Here is a 21,521-nt window from a genome sequence, read left to right as displayed (position 1 = left end):
AGGCGCCGCGCCGCCGCCCCCGCGGGCGCCCCCGCGCGCCCTGGGGGGGCGCATCGAGCCGCGCGCCCCGAAATCCCGGGGCGCGCGGCTCCACAGGGCTAGCTCAGACCGTAGGAGCGGATGGTCTCGTGCGTGACGGTGTTGCCCGCTTCGTCGGCGGCGGTGAACCGGACCGACACGAAGGAGGCGTCCTCGGGGAGGTCGAGGCGGGCTGCGGCGGTGTCGCCCTCACGGTCGACCGCGACCTCCGTCCAAGACTCGCCGTCGTCGTAGGAGACCTCGAAGGTCATTGCGGCGCAGTCTTGGTCGTCGGCCCCTGGCTGCTGCGCGAACTCGAGTTGGATGTCCTGCACGGTCCCCGCTTCGGCGTAGCCGTTCACGACCCCCGAGGCGGCGAACTCGACCACCGACACCGGCAGGACCGGATTGCCCTCGGGGTCGTAGTCGAACGTCCACTCGGCTTCGGACCGGATGCCCAGCGGTGTCCACGGGGCTTCGCGTTCGGTGGCGGCGGAAAGGGTCAGCTCACCGGCCGCGACCTCGTCGAGCCCCACGGCGACCCCGATCTTGGAGTTCTGCGCCAGTACCTCGCCGCCTTGGAACACCGTGATCTTCCCGGGCAGGTACTCGCTCATGACGCCCTCGCCGTTCGCCGACGACGAGAACATCCACGGCGCGAAGTACAGCAGCTCGTACTGGTCCCAGCGGACGAACGTGGCCGGGGGCCAGGGCTGGCCGATGTTGTCGATGCCGACCGAGAGCGGCGCGTTGTTCCAGGTCATGTCCTGCACCGAACCGGCCTCGAGCACGCCGCTGCGATGGTGCACCCGGTCCCAGGCCGATTCGGGCCCGCCCTCGTACGGGAAGTACGCGCGGTGCGCCCAGCTGAGATCCTCGTCCGCACTGACGAACTCGGTGCGCGAGGACGGCAGCGCGACCTTGCCGGTGCTCGTGTAGAAGCCGGCGTCGTAGCCGGGGTACTCGGGCAGGTCCTGCCTGGTGAACTCCCCGTTCGCGCCGAGCGTCTGGTAGTCGGCGTCGATGCGCGCCAGGTCCTCGTCGTGGACGGCCGGGGTCAGGTCGCCGCGGAAGCCGCGCTCGCCGTGCCGGAACAGGCTGTAGCTGTAGGGGTCGGCGGCCCCGCTGGGGCTCGTGAGCCCTTCGCGCACCACGTAGCCGACGTCGTTGCCGCCGGTGAGCCTGCCCGTGGGCACCGCGTAGAGGTCGCCGCCGGGCGCGGCCCAGAACCCGAGATAGGCGCCGTCGCCCTCCTGGACGTCCGGCGGGTAGCTGAAGACGTCGAGCTGGAAGTTCCCCGACACGGCCTCGCGATCGAGGTCGAAGCCGAGCGGCTTCGCCTTCTTGCCGTCGACGAAGAGCTCGGCCGGTTTCGTACCGACCCGGATCTCCTGGATCGACGCGATCACGTCGGCCTCGTCGCCCTCGACTCCCTTGAACATGAACGTGACCACGTGGTAGCGGCCGGGTTCCAGCGCGAACTCCACCGAACCGCCCTCGAAGTACTCGGGGCCGCCCTCTCTGGTCGTACCGACCTCGGCCCAGGCCACGCCCATCATCTCCGGCGCGGACCCGTCCAGCCATGCGCCGGTGAGGGTCACGTTCGGCTCGGGCTCCGGTTCAGGCTCGGGCTCCTCGCCGCCGGGATCGTCCACATTGAACAATTCGGCGTCGTACTCGCCCACGGCCACCTCGCCGACCGCGTGCAGCGGCGTCACGAGCCGCTCCCCGTCGGTGTTCCTCCCAACGCTGTACGCGCCACCCTCGACCTCCAGGACCCCGTCGGGCGTGATCGCCACCCTCTCCCCGGTCGGCAGCACCACCTCGGTCGCGCCTTCCTCCACTACCGCGGATGCCGGAACCCCCGGCTCCTCCGCCGCCGCGGCGCCGGGAACCAGCCCCGCACCCACCAGCACCGCAGCAGCGGCGATGTACCTCGTACGCATCGAACCTCCAAAGAAGATGGCGTCCCTGTCACGATGCATACGCCCGGTTCGCGACCATCCGTTGGCAAGGCCGGCACCGCTGGAACCCGTCACCTCAGCTCGAAACCACCGCAAGCAGGCCTGTTCCAGAGCAGAACCGCCCTTGGACGCTGACCCGCCGCCTTGCGCGGAGCGTCATGCGGCGAGCCCGGTGAGGATGATGCGCAGCCCGGTGCGGAACTCGATTTCGGGGTCGCTGGCAGTCGCGGCTCGGGCGATCGCGATCAGGTGAGGAAATCGCTCGGAGGACAGCGACCGGACACGGCCGGTGGCCGCGTCCGGGTCGTCACCGTGACCCTCCGCGAGCGGTCCGGCGAGCTCTGATTGGGCGGAACCGGTGATGAAACCGGTGACCAGCCGGAAGGCGATCAGCAGGTCGGTGCCGGATCTGCCACTGTGCGCGAGAGCGCCCAGAAGGGCCTCGGCGGTGGCAAGGGTGGACGGGTCGAGACTGCGGCGGGTGAGGATCAGCGGAATCGCGTGAGGGTGGGCGCGGACGGCCCGCCACATCCCGACGGCCACGGCGGTGACCGCCTCGCTCCATTCCCCGGTGACGTCGTCCCAGCGCGCCTCGGCCATGACCGCCTCGGTGACCAGTTGCTCGAGTCCTTCGCGGCCGTCGACGTAGTTGTAGATCGTCATCGCTCCGGTGCCGAGCGCTGATGCGAGGCTGCGCATGGTCAACGCGGCCAAGCCCTGCTCGTCGACCATCGCCAAGGCGACCGTGCGCAACTGCTCGCGGGTGAATTTTCTGGGTGCGGGCATACCTCTCCTTGTTTAAGTACAAGGTACGTGATTAACTCGAGTCGTTCACATACAACGTGCCTAATCGAGGTGTCATGACCATCCAGACCACCTTCCCCTCCGGGCGCGACAACTGCGCAGCTTGGCTCACCCTGCCCGACGGGCCCGGCCCGCACCCGGCCGTCGTCCTCGTCCACGGCGGAGGCGCCACCCACGAAATGATGCTCGCTCAGTACGAGCGGGCCTTCTCCGAAGTCGGCATCGCCGTGGTGGCCTTCGACTTCCGCCACCTCGGCGAGTCCGGCGGCCAGCCCCGTCAGCTCGTGAGCCAGCGCCGCTACGCCGCCGATGTGGACGCGGCCCTCGCCTTCGCCCGCTCGCGTCCCGAGATCGACGCCGCCCGGATCGCGGTCTGGGGCACCTCCTTCGGCTCCAGCCACGCGCTCACCGCGGCCGCCCGCCATCACGACCTCGTCGCCGCGGTCGTGCAATGCCCCGTGCTCAGCGGCCGGGCCGTCGTCACCCGCGCCGGAGCGCGGCACCTGCTCCGCATGACCGGGCCGATCCTCTCCGACGTGGTCCGAGCCGCTTTCGGGCTGCGGCGGCGCTACGTGCCGCTAGTCGGACGCCCCGGCGAGCGCGCCTTCGTCAACCAGCCCGGCGCACTCGAAGGCTGGAGGTCGGTCGCCCCACCCGGATACGTCTTCGACAACCGCATCACCGCGGCCTCCGGGCTCGACATGCTCTTCTACAACGCCTCCGCCAAAGCGTCCAAAGTGCGCTGCCCGCTCCTGATCTGCGCCTGCGACCGAGAGAACCTCATCTCCCCGCGCATCGCCGAACGCGTCGCCGACAAGGCATCCCGGGCCGAACTCAAGCACTACGACGCCGACCACTTCACCATCTACCACCCGCCCGCCGTCGACCAAGCCATCGCCGACCAGATCCGCTTCCTCACCACCCACCTGCAACCAACCCAAACCCGGACCCGCAGCGCGCCGCCGGCAACGAGAGCACTCCCCTAGGCACAGCAAAGAGCGGTCATCGACTCGATGACCGCTCATGCACTCAATATGCTGTGGAGCTTAGGGGATTCGAACCCCTGACCTTTTCCATGCCATGGAAACGCGCTACCAACTGCGCCAAAGCCCCTTGATTGGCGTTCCAGAGGCCTAGACCTTGGAACCGGCACTAGTTTACACAGTGTTCGGGGGGCGCCCCAGGGAGGGGCTGGAGATGGCGGTCACGTTGGTGAGCTGGGGGTTTGCGGGGCTGGTCGGGCGGGGCGGCGGGTTGGTTTTAAGGCAGGTGCGGGCGGGTGCTCACGGGAGGGGCGGGCTTCCATGGCATGGGAAAGGCCCCTCGCGCTCGGCGCGAGGGGCCCTTCGTGGTCTTCGTCAGTCCCAGCTGAGGCCGGGGGCGTAGCGGCGGGGGCGGAGTTTGGCGACGAGTTGGGCCGCGACGTCGAAGAGGCGGCCGGTGGAGCCGGGCGGGCCGACGAGCTGCACGGTGGCGGGGGCGCCGTCGCTGCGCATGCCGACCGGGACGACCAGGGCCGGGAGGCCGGCGAGGCCGAAGGGGGCGGTGAACGCGGCGGCGCTGGCGAGGTGGGTCACGTTGGCGCGCAGGGTCTCCGTGGACCACTCCTTGGCCGCCGGGGGCGCCGCGGGGAGGCCCGGGGTGATGAGCAGGTCGTAGTCCTCGAGGTCGAACCAGTCCTCGAGGTGGCGGCGGACGCGGTTGCCGTCGCCGAGGACGCCGCCGAAGAGGCCGCGCAGGTAGGTCTTCTCGCCCACCGACACGAGCCGCTTGGTGCGCCGCTGCAGGCCGTCGGGCCCGCATTTGAGGCTGCGCAGGTACGCCGCGCAGGTCCAGGCCCCCGAGGAGGCCGGGGTCAGGCGGGCGCCGAAGCGGGGCTTCGCGCGGAACGTGTCGTGGCCGAGGTCGGTGAGGGAGCGCACGGCTTTGAGCAGCCACTTCGTGGCGTCGTCGTCGACGCGGGCCAGGAGCGGGGCGACGTTGGTGGCCGCGATGCGGAGCCGCCCGGGGTCGCCGGTGGAGCGCGGGTGGCGGTGGGTGAGGGCCGCGTAGGCGAGGGCGGCGTCCTCGACGGTGGTGGCCATGACCCCGGTGTGGGCGCCGAGCCAGTGCTCGGGGTCGGTGTTGATGTCCGCGGGCACGTGCTCGGGGCTGTAGGCGACGATGCCGCACGCGGCGGCCGCGGTGCGCACGCCGCCGGCCGAGCCCGGGCCGTCGAGGCCGATGCCGATGGGCGCGGCGCCGGTGGCGACGGCGAGCGCGGTGCCGCCGCTGGGGCCGCCGATGCCGCGGTCGGGGCGCCACGGGTTGGCCGGGACGTTCCCGTCGTCGTCGGTGGCGGGCCAGAGCCCGAGCTCGGAGGAGCGCCCGAAGGCCACGATCACGGCGCCGGCCCCGCGGATGCGCTGCACCGCTTGGTGGTCGGTGTCGGCGATCGGGAGTACGGCGGCGTTGGAGCCGAGCCGGGGCGCGTGGCCGGTGACGGCGAGCTGCTCGCAGACGGCCACGGGCACGCCCGCGGCGGGCAGGGAGTCGCGGTTGTCGATCTCGTCGACGGCCGCGGCCTCGGCGAGGGATTCGATCTTGCGGACGCTGGTGAGGGCGCCTTCGGTCTCGCGGTGGTCCTCGATGCGGCGGAGGTGGTGGTCGACGACGATCGCGGCGTCGGCGTCGCCGCGCCGGACTGCCTTGGCTATCTGCTGCGCGGTGGTTCCCGACCAGCTCACTGCACGTCCTTCTTTCTCGCGGGGGAGGTTGGTGGTGCCGGTCCGGCTATCCCAGGGCCTGGCGCAGGTCGGCCAGGAGGTCGTCGGCGTCCTCGATGCCGACGGAGAGGCGCACGAGGTCCGCGGGGACCTCGAGGGCGCTGCCGGCGGCCGAGGCGTGCGTCATGCGCCCGGGGTGCTCGACGAGGGATTCGACGCCGCCGAGCGATTCGCCGAGCGTGAACACTTCAGTGCGGGAGCAGAGGTCGACCGCGGCCTGCTCGCCGTCCTTGTGGCGGAAGGAGATCATGCCGCCGTAGCGCTTCATCTGCTTGCCCGCCACGTCGTGTCCGGGGTGGGTGGAGAGCCCGGGGTAGCGGACCTCGGCGACCTTGGCGTGCCCGGCGAGGAACTCGGCGACGGCTTCGGCGTTGTCGCAGTGGCGGTCCATGCGCACCCCGAGGGTCTTGATGCCGCGCAGGGTGAGGAACGCGTCGAAGGGTCCGGCGACGCCGCCCATCGAGTTGTGGTGGAACGCGATGGCGTCGGCGATCTCGCTGTCCTGCACGACGATCGCGCCGCCGACGACGTCGGAGTGGCCGCCGATGTACTTGGTCGTGGAGTGCACGACGAGGTCGGCGCCGAGCGCGAGCGGCTGCTGCAGGTACGGGCTGGCGAAGGTGTTGTCGACGACGACGAGCGCGCCGGCGCGGTGCGCCAGGTCGGCGAGCTGCTCGATGTCGGCGATGTTGAGCAGCGGGTTGGTGGGGGTCTCGATCCACACCATCTTGGTGCGCGCGTTCATGGCCGAGGCGACCGAGTCGACGTCGGCGATGGGGGCGGCGGTGTACTCCACGCCCCAGCGCTTGGCGACCTTGTCGAAGAGGCGGAACGTGCCGCCGTAGGCGTCGTCGGGGATGACGACGTGGTCGCCGGGCGCGAGGAGGGCCCTCAGGATGGTGTCCTCGGCGGCGAGGCCGGACGCGAACGCGAAGCCGCGTGAGCCGCCTTCGATGGAGGCCAGGCAGGTCTCGAGCGCGGTGCGGGTCGGGTTGCCCGACCGGGAGTACTCGTAGCCGCCGCGGAGCCCGCCGACGCCGTCCTGCTTGTAGGTCGAGGTCGCGTAGATCGGCGGGACGACCGCGCCGGTGAGCGGGTCGGGCTCCTGCCCGGCGTGGATGGCTCGTGTGGAAAACCCGTGACCCTCATGCATGTCCCTACGCTAACCGACGCGAGTACCACTGCCTATGGATAGGCACGCTATCGTGCAGACAACACTTTCCGACTTCAGTTAAGGGGCGCCTCATGGGCTTCGACGAAGTACACAAGATGGACATCACCGGTGACGGCGTCGACGAGACGGTCGGCGTGCGGCGCAACGAGGACGGCTCTGTCGAGTACCACGTTGACGTGGACGGCGACGGCACCGCGGACATGAAGGCCGTGGACGTCGACGGCGACGGCGTCATCGACCACGTGCTGCTCGACAACGACGGCGACGGCAAGTACGACGCGGCCGTGGTGGACGCCGACGGCGACGGCGAGATGGACGCCGTGGCCGAGAAGTAGGACCCCGCCCCTCGGCAGGCATCGCGGGACACACCCGTCAGACTTCGCGCCGCGGGCGCCCGTCATCGCGACGGGTGCCCGCGGCGTCGCCGTCGCCGGACCGGGGCGGTGGTGCGGGGGTCGGCTGCGGTGCCTAGTGCCTGCCGCGTTCGGCTTCGGAGCGCTCGACGCAGAACTCGTTGCCCTCGGGGTCGAGCATCGTCACCCAGCCCGTGCCGTCCTCCTTGCGGTGGTCCTCGTAGACGGTGGCGCCGAGCGCGAGGAGCCGCTCGACCTCCTCGTCGCGGGTCGTGTCGGGCACGAGGTCGAGGTGGAGGCGGTTCTTCACCGTCTTGGCGTCGGGCACGTTGATGAAGAGCAGCCCCGGGTGCTTGCCGTCGGGGCCGATGAAGTGCTGGGAGTGCTCGGGGAGGTTCGGGTCGTCGGGGACCTCGGTGTAACCGGTGACCTGCGTCCAGAACCGCGACAGGGTGTACCCGTCCCGGCAGTCGAACGTGACTTGTCCTATTTTTGCAACCATGCGCATACGTTAACGTCTCACGCGGACCGCTGGCGATCGTTATTCGCGCGTGACAGACTTGCCGGATGAGCACGACGCACCCGATCCTGCAGCACCCCATCGAAGGCTCCCCCGGCCCCGGCGCCGAGACCGCGTACTTCGGCATGGGCTGCTTCTGGGGCGCCGAACGCCTCTTCTGGCGCGTCCCCGGCGTCTGGACGACCTCCGTGGGCTACATGGGCGGCAACACCGAGCGCCCCTCCTACGAGGAGGTCTGCACCGGCCTGACCGGCCACGCCGAGGTCGTCAAGGTCGTCTGGGAGCCCGGCGCGGTCGCGTACGAGCAGCTCCTCAAGGTCTTCTGGGAGAACCACGACCCCACGCAGGGCATGCGCCAGGGCAACGACGTGGGCAGCCAGTACCGTTCGGTCCTGTACACGACCACGTCCGAGCAGCAGGACGCCTCCGAGGCGAGCAAGGACGTGTTCGAGCCGATCGTGCGCGCCGCCGGGCTCGGCCCGATCACGACCGCGATCCTCCCGGCCGGGCCGTACTGGCTCGCCGAGGAGTACCACCAGCAATATTTGCACCACAATCCGAACGGGTACTGCAACCACGGACCCAACGGCCTCTCCTGCCCCGTCGGCGTCGTCAAGGCGCAGGTCGAGGTGGAACCGCCCCGCTCCTTATCCGCCGCGCGAGAAATCCGCGGCACCGACCCATCCGGGCGCCCTCCCGCTCCGAACCATGAGCGACCACCCAAGTCGACGGCTGGAGCGTGAGGATGTTCGACACCGGTGCCGGGCCCGGGCCCCGGCGTGAACCGCGGCTGACCGCCGTCCCCGATGCCGGGGCCGCGACCCCGGAGGCGCTGCTGCACCGCACCGCCCTCGGGGAGGACGCGGCCTTCGCCGCCCTCTACGACCTGATGGCGCCGCGCGTCTACGGCCTCTGCGTGCGGGTCCTGCGCGACCCGGCCCAGGCCGAGGAGGTCGCCCAGGAGGTCCTGGTCGAGGTGTGGCGCACCGCCACCCGCTTCGACGAGCACCGCGGGTCGGCCGGCGCCTGGATCACCACGATCGCCCACCGCCGCGCCGTCGACCGGGTCCGGTCCGCGCAGGCCGCCGGGGACCGCGAGCGCCGGGCCGCCGCCAGCAGTACCGAGACCGAGTACGACTCCGTGGTCGAGGCCGCGACGAGCCGCCTGGAGCACCGCCAGGTGCGCCGCTGCCTGAAGACCCTCACCGAGCTCCAGCGGCAGGCCGTCACCCTCGCCTACTACGGCGGCCACACGTACCGGCAGGTCGCGACCCTGCTCGAGGCCGCCGTCCCCACCGTGAAGACGCGGATCCGCGACGGCCTCGCGAAACTGCGCGACTGCCTGGAGGTGGCCCGATGAGCACCGAAGTCCACACCCTCATCGGCGCCTGGGCCCTCGACGCGGTCGACGCGGACGAGCGCCGCCAGGTCGAGGAGCACCTGACCGAATGCGCCTCGTGCGCCCAGGAGGCGGGCGAACTGCGCGAGGCGGTGTGGCGGCTCTCCGACGTGACCCTGGCCGAACCGCCTGCGGCTCTTCGCGAACGCGTCCTCGCCGAAGTGCGCCGGACCCGGCAGGAGGCCCCGCTCGTCAGCGAGCCGGAGGCCGCGCCGAAGCCCGCCCGACGCGTGCCTCGCTTGCGCCTCCCGCGCTTGCGGCTCGCGGTGGGCGCCGCCGCGCTGGCCGCCGTCGCGGCGTTCGCCGGCGTCTTCGCGACCTGGGCCGTGCTGCGCCCGGAGGAGTCGCCGACGGCCGACCGTATGACCGCGGTCCTGGAGGCACCGGATGCCGAGGTCGCCTACCAGGAGGCCGACGGCGGCGGGCGCGTCACGGTGGTGGCCTCCGAGTCGCTCGACGAGGCCGTCGTGGTCGTCTCCGACCTCGCCGCCGTCGACGACGACCGCTCCTACCAGGTGTGGCTGGTCGACGAGGCCGGCCAGGAGTCGGCGGGCGTCATGGACGCCGGGGACTCCTCGGCGACGATGTGGATCGATGGACTGGGCGACACCGACCTCATCGGTGTCACCGAAGAGCCGGCGGGCGGGTCTGCGGCCCCGACCCTGCCGATGGTCGCCGACGTGGCATTGCCCGCGTAGGCGCTCGGGGAGGAGCGAGGGCCGGGTCCGGTGGGGGGCCCGGCCCTCACTGTGTTTCATGCCTGTTCACGGCATTGCTCCGAAATATTTGGATCCCGGACCCATCCGCTCGGACCCCGGCCCCGAATACGGGGCATGAACGGCAAACCGATCGCAGCACTCGCGGGCCTCGCCTGCGCGGGCGTGGCCGTCGCCGCGGCCCAACTGGCCGCCGCGGCGGTCGCCCCCGGCAGCGCGCCGCTCGCCGCCGTCGGCGCGGTCATGGTCGACGCCACCCCTGAGCCGGTGAAGGCGTTCGCGATCCGCACGTTCGGCTTCTACGACAAGCTGGTGCTGTTCATCGGGATCGGACTCGCACTCGCGGCCGCCGCGGCCCTGGTCGGCGTGCTCGCACGCCGCCGGATCGCGGTCGGCTACACGGCCCTGGCGCTGCTCGGCGCGACGGGAGCGGCTGCCGCCCTCTCCCGGCCCGCGGCCGCAGCGGCCTGGGTCCTGCCCTCGCTGGTCGGCGCCGCCGCCGGCGCGCTCGTGCTGGGGCTGCTCTACCGCCGCCCGCAGAGCATCGGCGCGTCTGGACGCGTCGTCGACCGGAGAGGGGTCCTGCTCGCCCTCGCGGGGGCGGGCGTGATGGGCGCGGCCGGATGGCGCCTGGGCGGGACGGGGGAAGTCGAGACCGCCCGCGGCGCCGTCCGGCTGCCGGAACCGGTGGACGCCGGCCCGGCCGGTGAAGGCCTCGACGTCGAGGGCCTCACCTCCTACCTGACGCCGAACGCCGAGTTCTACCGCGTCGACACCGCCCTCGTGCTGCCGCAGGTCCTCCCCGACGACTACACCCTGCGCGTCACCGGGCGCGTCGACCGGCCGCTCGAGTTCAGTTACCGGGACCTCCTCGACCGCGACCTGGTGGAACGGGAGATCACGATCTCCTGCGTCTCCAACGAGGTCGGCGGCACCCTCGCCGGCAACGCCCGGTGGCTCGGCGTCCCCCTGGCCGAGCTGCTCGAGGAGGCCGGCGTCCAGCCGGGCGCCGACCAGGTGGTCGGCCGCTCGCACGACGGCTGGACCGCCGGGACCCCCCACAGCGCCTGCACCGACGGACGCGACGCCCTGATCGCGGTCGGCATGAACGGCGAGCCGCTCCCGATCGAACACGGCTTCCCCGTGCGCATGATCGTCCCCGGCCTGTACGGGTACGTGTCGGCCACCAAGTGGCTCGTGGAGATCGAGCTCGCCTCGTTCGCCGACTTCGACCCGTACTGGGTCCGCCGCGACTGGGCCGCCGAAGCGCCCATCAAGACGTTCTCGCGCATCGACACCCCCAAGCCCCTCAAGACCATCGGCACCGGGCGCACCGCGGTCGCCGGCGTCGCCTGGGCCCAGCAACGCGGCATCGAGCGCGTCGAAGTCCGCGTCGACGAAGGCCCTTGGGCGGACGCCGAACTCGCCCCCGTCATCGGCCCCGACACGTGGCGCCAGTGGCTGTGGGAGTGGGACGCCGAACCCGGGCGCCACAAGTTGGAGGCCCGCGCCACCGACAGCGTGGGCGACACCCAGACCGCCGAGCGCGTCACGCCCTTCCCCGACGGTGCGACCGGCTGGCACTCGGTCGTCGTCACCGCCGCATAGACCGCACACCGCCGCGGGCGACCGCCCCCGGCATCCGATGAGAGAGGCAAGTCCCATGAACACTCGATTCCTGACCCGCGCCGGAGCCCTGGCCGCGGCCGCCGGATTCGCCATCACCATGTCCGCCTGCTCCGACGGCGGCAGTGACGACGCCGCCGACGAGACCACCTCCACTGAGGAGACCATGGCCGAGGAGGAGACGACCGCGGAGATGGCGGGCGAGTTCGGCGCGGCGTGTTCGGCCGTCCCGGCCGACGGCGAGGGCAGCTTCGCCGGCATGGCCGACGACCCGGTCGCGACCGCCGCGAGCAACAACCCGGAACTGTCCACACTGGTCACTGCGGTGACCGAGGCGGACCTGGTCGACACGCTCAACACCGCTGAGGACATCACCGTGTTCGCGCCGGTCAACAGTGCGTTCGCCGCGATCCCGGAGGCCGACCTCAACGCGGTCCTCGCCGACCAGGAGATGCTGACCGGCATCCTCACGTACCACGTCGTCGCCGGCGAGCTCGCTCCCGAAGCGCTCGCGGGCGAGCACACCACCCTCCAGGGTGAAACGCTGACGGTGGCCGGCTCGGGCGAGGACTTCACGGTCAACGACTCGGCGGCCGTGGTCTGCGGGAACGTGCAGACCGCCAACGCCACGGTGTACCTGATCGACTCGGTCCTGATGCCCTGACCGATACGCTCCCGGGGGTCGTCCGCAATGGACGGCCCCCCGGAACGTTGGGAGCCGACATGCCCGCCACCGCACTCCTGCTGTTCACCGGTGACCTGCGCGTGCACGACAACCCGGCGCTCGCCGAGGCCGCCACCGCCGACCGGGTCGTGCCGCTGTACGTGGACGACCCCGCGCGGGCCTCCAACCTGAACCGCCGCCGCTTCCTGCTCGACGCGCTCGCCGACCTGCGGCGTTCCCTCCACGCGCTCGGCGGCGACCTGGCCGTGCGCCGGGGCCCCACGGTGGATCAGGTGATGCGGGTGCGCGCCGAGACCGGCGCCGACGCGGTCGTGTGCGCGGACGACGTGGGCCGCTTCGAGACCGGGCTGCGCGAAGCCCTCGCCGCGGCCTGCGAACGCGAACGGATCACGTTCACCCTGACCGCCGGGCCCTCCGTGGTCGAGCCCGGCCGGCTCCTGCCCAGCGGCGGCGGCGACCACTACAAGGTCTTCACCCCGTACTGGCGCGCCTGGTCGCAGACGCGGTGGCGCGACGAAGCCCCCGAACCCGGCCGCCTGCATCTCCCCGCGGACTTTCCCGGCAGTGACGATCTGCCCGAACCCGAAGGGACCGCACCGGACCTGCCCGCCGGCGGCGAACGCGCGGCCCTCACCCGGCTCGACGAGTGGGCCCCGAGCGCGGGCGACTACGGCGACCGGCGCGACGAGCTCGCCGCCGACCGCACCTCCCGCCTCAGCGCCCACCTGGCCCTCGGCTGCCTCTCGGCCCGGACGTTCGCGACCGACCCGCGCGTACCCGAACCGTTCGTCAGGCAGCTCTGCTGGCGCGACTTCCACCGCCAAGTCCTGCACGCGTTCCCGGCGCTCACCGACACCCCGTACCGCCGCGGTGCCCGAGATGTGTGGGGGGCCGAGTGGGCGGCCGACCTCACCGCCCTCGCCGCCTGGCAGGCCGCGACCACCGGGGTCGACATCGTCGACGCCGGCATGCGCCAGCTCCTCGCCGAAGGCTGGATGCCCAACCGCGCGCGGCTCATCTGCGCCGGATACCTCGTCAAGACCCTCGGTCTCGACTGGCGCGACGGCGCCGCCTGGTTCGCCCGCCACCTCGTCGACCTCGACGAGGCGAACAACTGGGGGAACTGGCAGTGGACCGCGGGCACCGGCAACGACACCCGGCCGAACCGCGGGTTCAACCACGCCCGGCAGGCCGATCGGTACGATCCCGAAGGCGACTACCGGCGGCGCTGGGGACCCTCGTGACCCCAATCGGCGCCGACCTCCCGCATCGCCTCCGTGCTCACCTCCAGGAACCGCGCCACGACCTCGCGCTCGGCCGCGTCGAAAGCGGTCCACGCCTCCGCGAACGCGGCCGCGAGCGGCACGAACATGCGCCGCCCCTCCTCAAGGGCCGCTTCGGGCACCACGAGGGCGACCCGGCGGCGGTCCCCGGCCGGGCGGGTCCGCTCCACGTGCCCGAGCGCCTCGAGCCGGTCGATGAGCGAGGTCGTCGCCGAAGGGCTCAACCGCAGTGCACGGGCGAGGACGGTGGGGGACATGGGGTCACCGCGGCGGGCCGCGTCCAGGATCAGCGCGAGCGCGTTCACGTCGGTGCGGTGCAGGCCGTGCCGCACGCCGAACCGCTCCGCGTACCGATCGGACTCGACCGTCAGCGTCTGCAGCAGACGGGTGAGGTCGAGGTCGGTGAGCTCCCGCTCGTCGCCGGTATCGGTCATGCGACCCATCATCCCCCATGATCCCGGCCACGCCTCCGTTTAATACTTCGATCATCGAACTATCCTGACGTGGAATCACCACGAGCACGCGAGGAGACCCGCACATGGCCCCCGACCGACCCGTACCCCGGCTGCGCTGGCTGATACCCGCCCTGCTGGCCCTCGCCTGGCTCGCCATCGGCGCCTTCGCCGGCCCGTTCGCCGGCAAGCTCAGCGAGGTCGCCTCCAACGACGGCTCCGCGTTCCTGCCGTCCACCGCCGAGTCGACCGAGGTCAACGAGTTGCGGGCCGCCTTCGACGAGACCGACGCGACGCCCGCGATCATCGTCGCCGAACGCCCCGGCGGCCTCACCGAGGCCGACCTCGCCTACCTCGAGACCGCCAGCGCCGCCTTGGCCGACTTCGAGTTCAACGCCGGGCCGCCGATCCCGCCGCAGCCCTCAGCCGAGACCCCGCCCGAAGCCGCACAGCTCATCGTCCTCATCGACGCCGAGGACGACGCCGCCGCGGTCGAGGAGATCCGGACACTCCTCGACACCGACCGTCCCGAGGGCCTCGAAGTGCTCGTCACCGGCCAGGCCGCGCTCGGCGCCGACCTCGGCGAGGCCTTCGCCGGAGTGGACGGCCTGCTGCTGCTCGTGGCCGCCGCCGTCGTCGCCGTCATCCTCGTGCTCGTCTACCGCTCTCCGCTCCTGCCGCTGCTCGTGCTGCTCTCCTGCGGGTTCGCGCTCGCCGCCGCCAGCGCCGCGGTCTACGTCCTCGCCGACGCGGGCGCGATCGACCTCAACGGCCAGAGCCAGGGCATCCTCTTCATCCTCGTGTTCGGCGCGGCGACCGACTACGCGCTGCTGCTCGTGGCCCGGTTCCGCGAGGAGCTCATCAGCGGCGCCGACCGCTTCGCCGCCGTGCGCAAGGCCCTGCGCGCCACGATCGAGCCGATCGCCGCCTCGGCGGGCACGGTCATCCTCGGCGTGCTGTGCCTGCTGTTCAGCCAGCTGGAGTCGAACCGGGGCCTGGGTCCGGTGGCGGCCATCGGGATCGGCGCGGCGTTCCTGGCCGCGGTGACGTTCCTCCCGGCGGTGCTCGCGCTGTTCGGGCGGGCCGCGTTCTGGCCGCGCCGCACCGCGGCCGGCAAGGGTGCGGGCCGCTCCCGCCTGTGGTCCTCGGTCGCGGGTCTCGTCGCCCGCCGCCCCCGCGTCGTGTGGATGACCACGGCCGCGGGCCTGGTCATCGCCGCCGCGTTCATGGTGCAGCTCAAGGCGGACGGCACCGCGCAGACCGACGTGTTCCTCACCGAAGTGGACTCCGTCGCCGGTCAGGAGGTCCTCGCCGAGCACTTCCCGGCCGGCTCGGGCGCGCCCGCGGTGATCATCGCGAACGCCGACGCGCTCGACGCGGTCCTCGCCGCGGCCGAAGTGGACGGCGTCGCCGAGGTCGCCCCGAAGACCGATGCCTCAGGCCAGGTCGTCGAAGCCGAAGGGCTCGTGGAGATCGACGCGGTGCTGGAGGACGCGCCGGACAGCGACGCCGCAATGAGCACTGTGGAGCGCCTGCGCGACACGGTGCACGCCGTCGACGGCGCCGACGCGAAGGTCGGCGGCCCCACCGCGATCCAGCTCGACACGCTCGAGACCTCCGAAAGGGACCGGGCCGTCATCATCCCGATCGTGCTCGCCGTCATCCTCGGCGTGCTCATGCTGCTGCTGCGGTCGATCCTCGCACCGCTGCTGCTCACCGCCACCGTCGTGCTCTCCTTCGGCGCCACGATGGGCGTCTCGGCGCTGGTCTTCAACCACCTCTTCGGGTTCCCCGGCGCCGACCCCACCGTGGTCCTGTTCGGGTTCGTGTTCCTGGTGGCCCTGGGCATCGACTACAACATCTTCCTGATGACCCGGGTCCGCGAGGAGTCGGCGCGGCTCGGCACCAGGGCCGGGACGCTGCGGGGCCTGGTCGCCACCGGCGGGGTCATCACCTCGGCCGGCGTGGTGCTCGCGGCGACGTTCTCGGCGCTCGCGGTCCTCCCGATCCTGTTCCTCGCGCAGATCGCGTTCGTCGTCGCCTTCGGGGTGCTCCTCGACACGGTCATCGTCCGCTCGCTCCTGGTCCCGGCCCTCACCTTCGACCTCGGCCGGGCCGTCTGGTGGCCCTCGCGGCTCTCCCGGGTAAGGCCCCTCAGCCGAAAGTAAGGGACTGCGGGGGCATCGGGCCCGAAACTAAGGCGGGTAAGGCCCCGCCCGACGCGGACACCTGATGCCCCCGGCCCGGCCTCAGCCGGAGCATTGGTGTCAGGCCGGAAAATCCGGCCGACGACACCGAAGGAAACCAAATGAACGACTTCGAACTCAACTACCTCCACTACGCCCGCTCCGAGGAGCTCATCAAGCAGGCCCAGAACGAGCGCCAGGCCCGCGAGCTCGTCAACGCCGCGAAGGCCACCCGCCGCAGCGGTCACCACGTCCGCCACAACGGCCTCGCGGCCCGCGTCGCCAAGGCCCTCGGCCGCGGCGAGCGGACCGAGGAGACCACCGGAGGACGGGGCTCCGCCCGCGTGCAGCCTGCGAAATGACAGGCGCGGAACGTCGTAGGCCCGTGTCATGATTGCTGACATGCCGCGCCTGGGTTCCGACCTCCCCCTGTTCGCCCGCGACGCCGAACTCGCCTCGCTCCGCGAGACGCTCGACGCCGCCCGCGGCGGGCGCCCGGCGACGGTCCTCGTCTCAGGCGACGCGGGGGTCGGGAAGACCCGGCTCCTCCACGAATTCACCGACAACGCCGGTGACGGTGTCCTCACCGTCACCGGCCACTGCCTCGACACCGCCGACTCCGCCCTCCCCTACCTCCCCTTCGCCGAGATCGTCGGCGCCCTCGCGCGCGACAACCCCGACCTCGCCAAGAACCACCCCGGCCTCAGCCCCCTCCTCCCCGGCCACCCCACCCCCGCCGAAGGCGACCTCGGCCGCCTCGGCCTCTTCGAGGCCTTCCACGCCGCCCTCGCCGACCTCTCCGCCGCGCAGCCGCTCGTCCTCACCCTCGAAGACCTCCACTGGGCCGACCGTTCCAGCCGCGACCTCCTCGCCTTCCTCACCTCCCGCCTCACCGGGCAGCGCGTCCTCATCCTCGGCACCTACCGGGCCGACGCCGTCCACCGCGGCCACCCCCTCCGGCCCCTCCTCGCCGAACTCGTGCGCCTCCCCGCCGTGCAGCGCCTCCACCTCGACCCGTTCGACGCCCAGCACGCCGCCGACTTCGTGCGCGAACTCAACACCGGGCTCGACGAAGAGACCGTCTCCAAGATCGCCGCCGCCTCCGAGGGCAACGCGTTCCTCGCCGAAGAGCTGGCCGCCGCCGAGACCCACACCGTCACCTTCGAACTCGCCGAAGTACTCCTCGCGCGCCTCGAACGCCTCCCCGAGGCGGCCAAGCAGGTCGTCCAGCTTGCCTCCGTCATGGGCCGCCGCTTCACCTACCGGCGCCTGAACGCCGCCGCCTGGTCGATGCTCGACGAGAACGGCCTCCGCCACGAACGCGAACTCGACCAGGCCCTGCGCGCCGCGATCTCCCACGGCATCATCGTCCAGAAGAGCCCGGACACGTACGCCTTCCGCCACGCCCTCCTCGGTGAGGCCGTCTACACCGACCTCCTTCCGGGCGAACGCATCCGCTACCACCAGAAGATCGCCGAATCCCTCGCCGAGGACCACGGCAAGGGCGCCGAGGCCGAGCTCGCCCACCACGCCCACGAATCCGGCGACCTCCCCTGCGCCCTCGCCGCCTCCGTGCGCGCCGCAGACGAAGCCGTCGAACTCGCCGCCCCCGCCGAAGCCCTCCTCCACCTCGAGCGCGCGCTCACCCTCTTCGGCAAGGTCCCCGCCGAGAAGCGCCCCGAAGGCCTCACCGAACTGCGCCTCACCGTCCGCGCCGCCTCCAACGCCGAGGCCTCGGGCGAGATCAAACGTGCCCAGTCGTACTCGGCCGCCGCAGTGCGCCTCGCCGACGCCTCCGGCGACCGCCTCCAAGGCGCCTACACCCGCCGCAAGTACGCCAAGCACCTCCTCTCCATCGAGGGCGGCGAGCAGGAGGCCCACCGGGTCGCCTGGGAGGCATGGCAACTGGTCAAGGACGACGAGCCGCACACCATCAAGGCCTGGGCCCAGGCCGTCGTCGCGCGCACCGTCTACCACAGCCGCAAGTACGACGAGGCCGCCGAATGGTGCGCCCGCGCCATCGCCACCGCCGACGCGGTCACCGCGGCCGGTACCGCCGACGACGAAGAGGGCCACCTCGCCGCCAAGGCCGACGCGATCCTCACCCTCAGCATCGGCGCGTTCCGCCGCGGCGGCCAGACCCTCGCCGAGACCGTCGTCCGCAACGACGAGGCCCGCGCCCTCGTCCTCGGCAAGTGCTGGCACGAGGTCGAACTGCGCGCCCACTTCAACAACGGCCTCGTCATGGTCGAGGCCGCCCGCATCGCCGAGGCTCTCACCCACTTCAACCGCGGCATGGACCTCGCCCGCAGCACCGGCGACAAGTGGAGCGGCTATGGCCTCGAGACCGCCGTGCGCCAGGTCATCTCCAACTACATGATCGGCCGCTGGGACGAGGTCGACGTGAACGGCGAGATGGCCTCCAGCGTCCTGCCCGGCGTCGTCCTCACCCGCCTCGCCGCCGCAGTGCTCCTCGTCGACGTCGCCCGCGGCCGCTTCGACGCCGCCGACCGCCGCCTCGACTACCTCGCCGACCGCTGGCAGCTCGACGGGCAGGTGCTCGCTTTGGCGTCGCTGTGCGGCGTCGAGCTCGACCGCTGGCGCGGCCGCCCCGCGGACGCGCTGCGCCGCGCCGAGCGCGCGACCGAGCGGATGACCCGCATGCGCGGCTACTACCTCGCGGGCGTCTCGGTGTGCGCCGCGGGCGTCGGCGCGGCCGCCGACCTGGCCCAGCGGCTGCGCCGCGAGGGTGACGCGACGGGCGCGAAGGACGCCGTCTCGGCGGGGGAGCGACTGGCCGAGCGGGCCCGGTTCTTCAACGAGCACGGCCGCCCGCTGTCCGGCACGCTCGGCCCGGAGGGCCTGGCGTGGGTCGCCCAGCTCGACGCCGAGGAGTCGCGCCTCTACGGCGACGGCGACCCGGCCCTGTGGCGCGCGGCGGCCGCCGCGTTCGACTACCGCAACACCGTCACCGGTGAAGGCACCGAATCGGCTGCGGCGCCATCGAAGCCAGCGTCGGACGCCGTCGACTTCGCGGTGAACCTGGACGAGCAGGCGCGGCTGGAGCTCGCACTGCGCGACCCGGTCGCCTCAGAAGCCTTGGCGCTGTTCGAAGCCGGAGCCGACGGCGCCGTGCCGGAGGACCGGACCTGGGCCGAGCCGTACCGCCAGGCGCTTGCGCACTGGCGGCTCGTGGAGGCGCTGCTGGCAGTGCCGGGAACCGAGGCGCGGGCGGAGGCCCTCGCGGTGCTCACCGAGGCGAAGGCGACCGCGCTGCGTCTGGGCGCGGCCCCGCTGGCGCAGGAGCTGTGCGCGCTCGCGGCGCGCGCGGGCCTGGACGCGGCGGTCCCGACGACGACGCCGCTCACCCCGCGCGAGCTCGCCGTACTGCGCCAGGTGGCGCGCGGGCTCACGAACCGGCAGATCGGTGCGGAGCTGTACATCTCGGAGAAGACCGTGAGCGTGCACCTCTCGCGCGCGATGGCGAAGCTCGAAGTCGCCGGCCGCGCCGCCGCGGTGAACGCCGCCCACCTCCGCGGCTACCTCACCGAGGAGTAACGCGCCGGGCACGCCCGGCTTCGCTGCTCCTGCGATTGTCTTCACCCGCAACCGCTTTCGCCTGCGGCACTTGCCGCAGTGGCGTGGCGCTCGGCGCTGCGCGCATACGGGCGGCGTTCGAGGCAGGAGCGCGAGGACCAGCTCGCGAATCGGCGCTGCGCGCGCATACGGGCGGTCCCGGGTACCCACCCGATCCCACCTTCACCACTACCAGTGAAAAGGCCAGGCTCCCAGACGGGTGCGACGGCTTGCTGGGAGTACGCGGTCGCGAGGTTCGAACAACGGTGGTCATTGCCGGCAAAACGGGCGCATACGGGCCGGCGGGTTCACGCGAAAGAGGGAGCGGAAGCGAGCGCCGCTCGCCCGCACCGCTACTCCAGGTTGACGCCGGCCCCGCGCGTAGTCCCCGGGTGGTACGCGGATTGCCTTCCTCTGCCCGATGTATCGCGCAGGCCGCCGCACGAACATTGCAGCCATGAAGCGGCGTAAAGCACTGAAGTGGACCCTCATCGGCGTCGGGGGCGGTGTCGGGGCGGTCGTGCTCGGCGGAGCCGGCACCCTCGGATACTTCTGGAACAAGTCCAGGCTCGAGACCGTCGGCCAGGTCGACTTCGACACCCCCCTGGCCGTCCCCCCGCTCGCCGAGTCGACCCGCGACGCCGCGGGCGCGCGGGTCTTCAACCTCGAGATCCAGCCCGGCACGGTCGCCTTCAAGGACGGCCGCGAGACCGAGACCTGGGGCGTCAACGGCCCCTTCCTCGGCCCCACCATCCGCGCCAAGCGCGGCGAGGAGGTCGCCTTCGCCGTGCACAACGGCCTCGACGAGGGCACCTCGATCCACTGGCACGGCATGCACCTGCCCGCGGTCATGGACGGCGGCCCGCACCAGGAGGTCGAACCCGACGGCGTCTGGGCTCCCCAGTGGACGATGGACCAGCCCGCCGCGACCCTCTGGTACCACCCGCACCCCCACGGCCGCACCGGCAAGCACGTCTACCGCGGCCTAGCCGGGATGTTCATCGTCGACGACGACGAGTCCGAAGGCCTCAACCTGCCGTCCGAGTACGGCGTGGACGACGTGCCGATGATCGTCCAGGACCGCAAGTTCAACGGCGACAACCAGTTCGACGACAAGTCCTCGTTCATGAGCATGCAGGGCGTCCTCGGCGACGAGATCATGGTCAACGGCACCATCGGCCCCTACTTCGACGTCACGACCCGCCTCGTGCGCCTGCGCCTGCTCAACGGCTCCGTCTCGCGCCTCTACAACTTCGGCTTCGGCGACGACCGCCCCTTCGCGCTCATCGCCACCGACGGCGGCCTCCTCCCGACCGCCTGGGAGACCCGCAGCATCCAGCTCTCACCGGGCGAGCGCGCCGAGATCGTCGTCGCCTTCGAACCCGGCGAGACGATCGCGCTCCGCTCCAACCCGGCCGACGAAGGGTACGAGGGCCCGCTCGCGCGCTTCAACGGCGGCGACGACCTGCTCGACATCTGCGAGTTCCGCGCCGCCGAGACCCTCGCCGACACCACCGAGATCCCCGAGACCATGGGCGCCGCACCCGACCTCGCCGAAGCCGAGGTCGCCGCCGAGCGCTCGTTCTCCCTCTCGGGCTTCAACCAGATCAACGGCGAGTCCATGGACCCGATGCGCATCGACTTCGCCGTCCGCGAAGGGACCGTCGAGGTCTGGGAGGTCCAGAACGCGGACGGCTTCATGCACAACTTCCACGTCCACGACGTCCAGTACCAGGTCCTCACCGTCGACGGCCGCGAGCCGCCCCCGCGCCTGCGCGGCTGGAAGGACACCGTGCAGCTGCTGCCGCAGGTCAAGTACCGGCTGGCGATGCGCTTCGAGGACTACACCGACCCGAACCTGCCGTACATGTACCACTGCCACATCCTCGCCCACGAGGACTCGGGAATGATGGGCCAGTTCGTGGTCCTCGGCGAAGGCGAGGAGATCGGCACCGTCCCCCCCAGCGCGTCCGCGTCCTCCCACGGCGGGCACTAGTCCC

The 21,521-nt window shown here is 71.9% G+C and carries 17 protein-coding genes, 1 tRNA gene and 1 pseudogene; 12 read left to right on the top strand and 7 right to left on the bottom strand.

Annotated features, from left to right (window positions below):
- Positions 1-98: 98 nt before the first annotated feature.
- Entirely contained in the window at positions 99-1,964 is a 1,866-nt protein-coding gene (locus O2L52_RS15135) for a hypothetical protein (RefSeq protein ID WP_270116491.1), read from the bottom strand.
- A gap of 174 nt (positions 1,965-2,138) precedes the next feature.
- The gene (locus O2L52_RS15130; RefSeq protein ID WP_270116490.1) at positions 2,139-2,768 is read right to left on the bottom strand and encodes a TetR/AcrR family transcriptional regulator; all 630 of its coding nucleotides are present in this window, start codon (positions 2,766-2,768) and stop codon (positions 2,139-2,141) included.
- Between the two features lie 74 nt (positions 2,769-2,842).
- On the opposite strand from O2L52_RS15130, the gene O2L52_RS15125 reads away from it, so the two are divergent.
- The gene (locus O2L52_RS15125; protein ID WP_270116489.1) at positions 2,843-3,772 is read left to right on the top strand and encodes an alpha/beta hydrolase; all 930 of its coding nucleotides are present in this window, start codon (positions 2,843-2,845) and stop codon (positions 3,770-3,772) included.
- Between the two features lie 54 nt (positions 3,773-3,826).
- Here the strand turns inward: O2L52_RS15125 and O2L52_RS15120 are convergent.
- From O2L52_RS15120 to O2L52_RS15110, 3 genes are all read right to left on the bottom strand, one after another.
- Positions 3,827-3,899 (bottom strand) — tRNA-Ala (locus O2L52_RS15120).
- 245 nt (positions 3,900-4,144) lie between these two features.
- A complete protein-coding gene (locus tag O2L52_RS15115) occupies positions 4,145-5,512 on the bottom strand; it encodes an amidase (RefSeq protein ID WP_270116488.1) in 1,368 nt (455 codons plus the stop codon).
- Positions 5,513-5,558: 46 nt separating this feature from the next.
- Positions 5,559-6,704 carry a cystathionine gamma-synthase gene (locus O2L52_RS15110; RefSeq protein ID WP_270116487.1) on the bottom strand — a complete coding sequence of 382 codons (1,146 nt, stop codon included), beginning with the start codon at positions 6,702-6,704 and terminating at the stop codon, positions 5,559-5,561.
- 92 nt (positions 6,705-6,796) lie between these two features.
- Between O2L52_RS15110 and O2L52_RS15105 the strand changes: the two genes are divergently transcribed.
- On the top strand, positions 6,797-7,060 hold the full coding sequence (locus O2L52_RS15105) for a hypothetical protein (RefSeq protein WP_270116486.1): 264 nt from the start codon (positions 6,797-6,799) through the stop codon (positions 7,058-7,060).
- 133 nt (positions 7,061-7,193) lie between these two features.
- On the opposite strand, the gene O2L52_RS15100 is transcribed toward O2L52_RS15105, so the two are convergent.
- Positions 7,194-7,580 (bottom strand): VOC family protein, encoded by a 387-nt coding sequence (locus O2L52_RS15100; RefSeq protein ID WP_270116485.1) that lies wholly within the window; start codon positions 7,578-7,580, stop codon positions 7,194-7,196.
- 65 nt (positions 7,581-7,645) lie between these two features.
- On the opposite strand from O2L52_RS15100, the pseudogene msrA reads away from it, so the two are divergent.
- The 6 genes and pseudogenes from msrA to O2L52_RS15070 form a co-directional block, all read left to right on the top strand.
- A pseudogene (msrA, locus tag O2L52_RS15095) lies at positions 7,646-8,215 on the top strand (peptide-methionine (S)-S-oxide reductase MsrA); the annotation flags it as partial.
- A 128-nt stretch (positions 8,216-8,343) separates the two neighbouring features.
- Entirely contained in the window at positions 8,344-8,958 is a 615-nt protein-coding gene (sigK, locus tag O2L52_RS15090; RefSeq protein WP_270116483.1) for an ECF RNA polymerase sigma factor SigK, read from the top strand.
- Positions 8,955-9,695 carry an anti-sigma factor gene (locus O2L52_RS15085; protein ID WP_270116482.1) on the top strand — a complete coding sequence of 247 codons (741 nt, stop codon included), beginning with the start codon at positions 8,955-8,957 and terminating at the stop codon, positions 9,693-9,695. The genes sigK and O2L52_RS15085 overlap by 4 nt, the downstream gene beginning before the upstream one ends.
- A gap of 135 nt (positions 9,696-9,830) precedes the next feature.
- Entirely contained in the window at positions 9,831-11,321 is a 1,491-nt protein-coding gene (locus O2L52_RS15080; RefSeq protein WP_270116480.1) for a molybdopterin-dependent oxidoreductase, read from the top strand.
- A 55-nt stretch (positions 11,322-11,376) separates the two neighbouring features.
- Positions 11,377-12,003, top strand: a complete 627-nt coding sequence (locus O2L52_RS15075) for a fasciclin domain-containing protein (protein ID WP_270116479.1) — start codon at positions 11,377-11,379, stop codon at positions 12,001-12,003.
- Positions 12,004-12,062: 59 nt separating this feature from the next.
- Positions 12,063-13,268 (top strand): cryptochrome/photolyase family protein, encoded by a 1,206-nt coding sequence (locus tag O2L52_RS15070; RefSeq protein WP_270116477.1) that lies wholly within the window; start codon positions 12,063-12,065, stop codon positions 13,266-13,268.
- Here the strand turns inward: O2L52_RS15070 and O2L52_RS15065 are convergent.
- Entirely contained in the window at positions 13,241-13,741 is a 501-nt protein-coding gene (locus O2L52_RS15065) for a MarR family winged helix-turn-helix transcriptional regulator (RefSeq protein WP_270116475.1), read from the bottom strand. The two genes, O2L52_RS15070 and O2L52_RS15065, sit on opposite strands and share 28 nt — an antisense overlap.
- A 104-nt stretch (positions 13,742-13,845) precedes the next feature.
- On the opposite strand from O2L52_RS15065, the gene O2L52_RS15060 reads away from it, so the two are divergent.
- The 4 genes from O2L52_RS15060 (at position 13,846) to O2L52_RS15045 (ending at position 21,517) form a co-directional block, all read left to right on the top strand.
- Entirely contained in the window at positions 13,846-15,927 is a 2,082-nt protein-coding gene (locus O2L52_RS15060; protein ID WP_270116474.1) for an MMPL family transporter, read from the top strand.
- 140 nt (positions 15,928-16,067) lie between these two features.
- A complete protein-coding gene (locus tag O2L52_RS15055) occupies positions 16,068-16,307 on the top strand; it encodes a hypothetical protein (RefSeq protein WP_270116472.1) in 240 nt (79 codons plus the stop codon).
- A gap of 40 nt (positions 16,308-16,347) precedes the next feature.
- Positions 16,348-19,503 carry a helix-turn-helix transcriptional regulator gene (locus O2L52_RS15050; protein ID WP_270116471.1) on the top strand — a complete coding sequence of 1,052 codons (3,156 nt, stop codon included), beginning with the start codon at positions 16,348-16,350 and terminating at the stop codon, positions 19,501-19,503.
- Between the two features lie 475 nt (positions 19,504-19,978).
- A complete protein-coding gene (locus O2L52_RS15045) occupies positions 19,979-21,517 on the top strand; it encodes a multicopper oxidase family protein (protein ID WP_270116470.1) in 1,539 nt (512 codons plus the stop codon).
- The last annotated feature ends 4 nt before the right edge of the window (positions 21,518-21,521 follow it).

Origin of the sequence: Glycomyces algeriensis, from assembly GCF_027622855.1 — a bacterium.
Taxonomy (GTDB): domain Bacteria; phylum Actinomycetota; class Actinomycetes; order Mycobacteriales; family Micromonosporaceae; genus Glycomyces; species Glycomyces algeriensis.
This window is presented reverse-complemented; position numbering and strand designations above follow the sequence as displayed.

Excerpts from the sequence above, each read along its gene's own strand:
- O2L52_RS15135 (WP_270116491.1), bottom strand. The coding sequence starts at position 1,964 with ATGCGTACGAGGTACATCGCCGCTGCTGCGGTGCTGGTGGGTGCGGGG.
- O2L52_RS15130 (WP_270116490.1), bottom strand. The coding sequence starts at position 2,768 with ATGCCCGCACCCAGAAAATTCACCCGCGAGCAGTTGCGCACGGTCGCC.
- O2L52_RS15125 (WP_270116489.1), top strand. The coding sequence starts at position 2,843 with ATGACCATCCAGACCACCTTCCCCTCCGGGCGCGACAACTGCGCAGCT.
- O2L52_RS15110 (WP_270116487.1), bottom strand. The coding sequence starts at position 6,704 with ATGCATGAGGGTCACGGGTTTTCCACACGAGCCATCCACGCCGGGCAG.
- O2L52_RS15105 (WP_270116486.1), top strand. The coding sequence starts at position 6,797 with ATGGGCTTCGACGAAGTACACAAGATGGACATCACCGGTGACGGCGTC.
- O2L52_RS15100 (WP_270116485.1), bottom strand. The coding sequence starts at position 7,580 with ATGGTTGCAAAAATAGGACAAGTCACGTTCGACTGCCGGGACGGGTAC.
- sigK (WP_270116483.1), top strand. The coding sequence starts at position 8,344 with ATGTTCGACACCGGTGCCGGGCCCGGGCCCCGGCGTGAACCGCGGCTG.
- O2L52_RS15085 (WP_270116482.1), top strand. The coding sequence starts at position 8,955 with ATGAGCACCGAAGTCCACACCCTCATCGGCGCCTGGGCCCTCGACGCG.
- O2L52_RS15080 (WP_270116480.1), top strand. The coding sequence starts at position 9,831 with ATGAACGGCAAACCGATCGCAGCACTCGCGGGCCTCGCCTGCGCGGGC.
- O2L52_RS15075 (WP_270116479.1), top strand. The coding sequence starts at position 11,377 with ATGAACACTCGATTCCTGACCCGCGCCGGAGCCCTGGCCGCGGCCGCC.
- O2L52_RS15070 (WP_270116477.1), top strand. The coding sequence starts at position 12,063 with ATGCCCGCCACCGCACTCCTGCTGTTCACCGGTGACCTGCGCGTGCAC.
- O2L52_RS15065 (WP_270116475.1), bottom strand. The coding sequence starts at position 13,741 with ATGACCGATACCGGCGACGAGCGGGAGCTCACCGACCTCGACCTCACC.
- O2L52_RS15060 (WP_270116474.1), top strand. The coding sequence starts at position 13,846 with ATGGCCCCCGACCGACCCGTACCCCGGCTGCGCTGGCTGATACCCGCC.
- O2L52_RS15055 (WP_270116472.1), top strand. The coding sequence starts at position 16,068 with ATGAACGACTTCGAACTCAACTACCTCCACTACGCCCGCTCCGAGGAG.
- O2L52_RS15050 (WP_270116471.1), top strand. The coding sequence starts at position 16,348 with ATGCCGCGCCTGGGTTCCGACCTCCCCCTGTTCGCCCGCGACGCCGAA.
- O2L52_RS15045 (WP_270116470.1), top strand. The coding sequence starts at position 19,979 with ATGAAGCGGCGTAAAGCACTGAAGTGGACCCTCATCGGCGTCGGGGGC.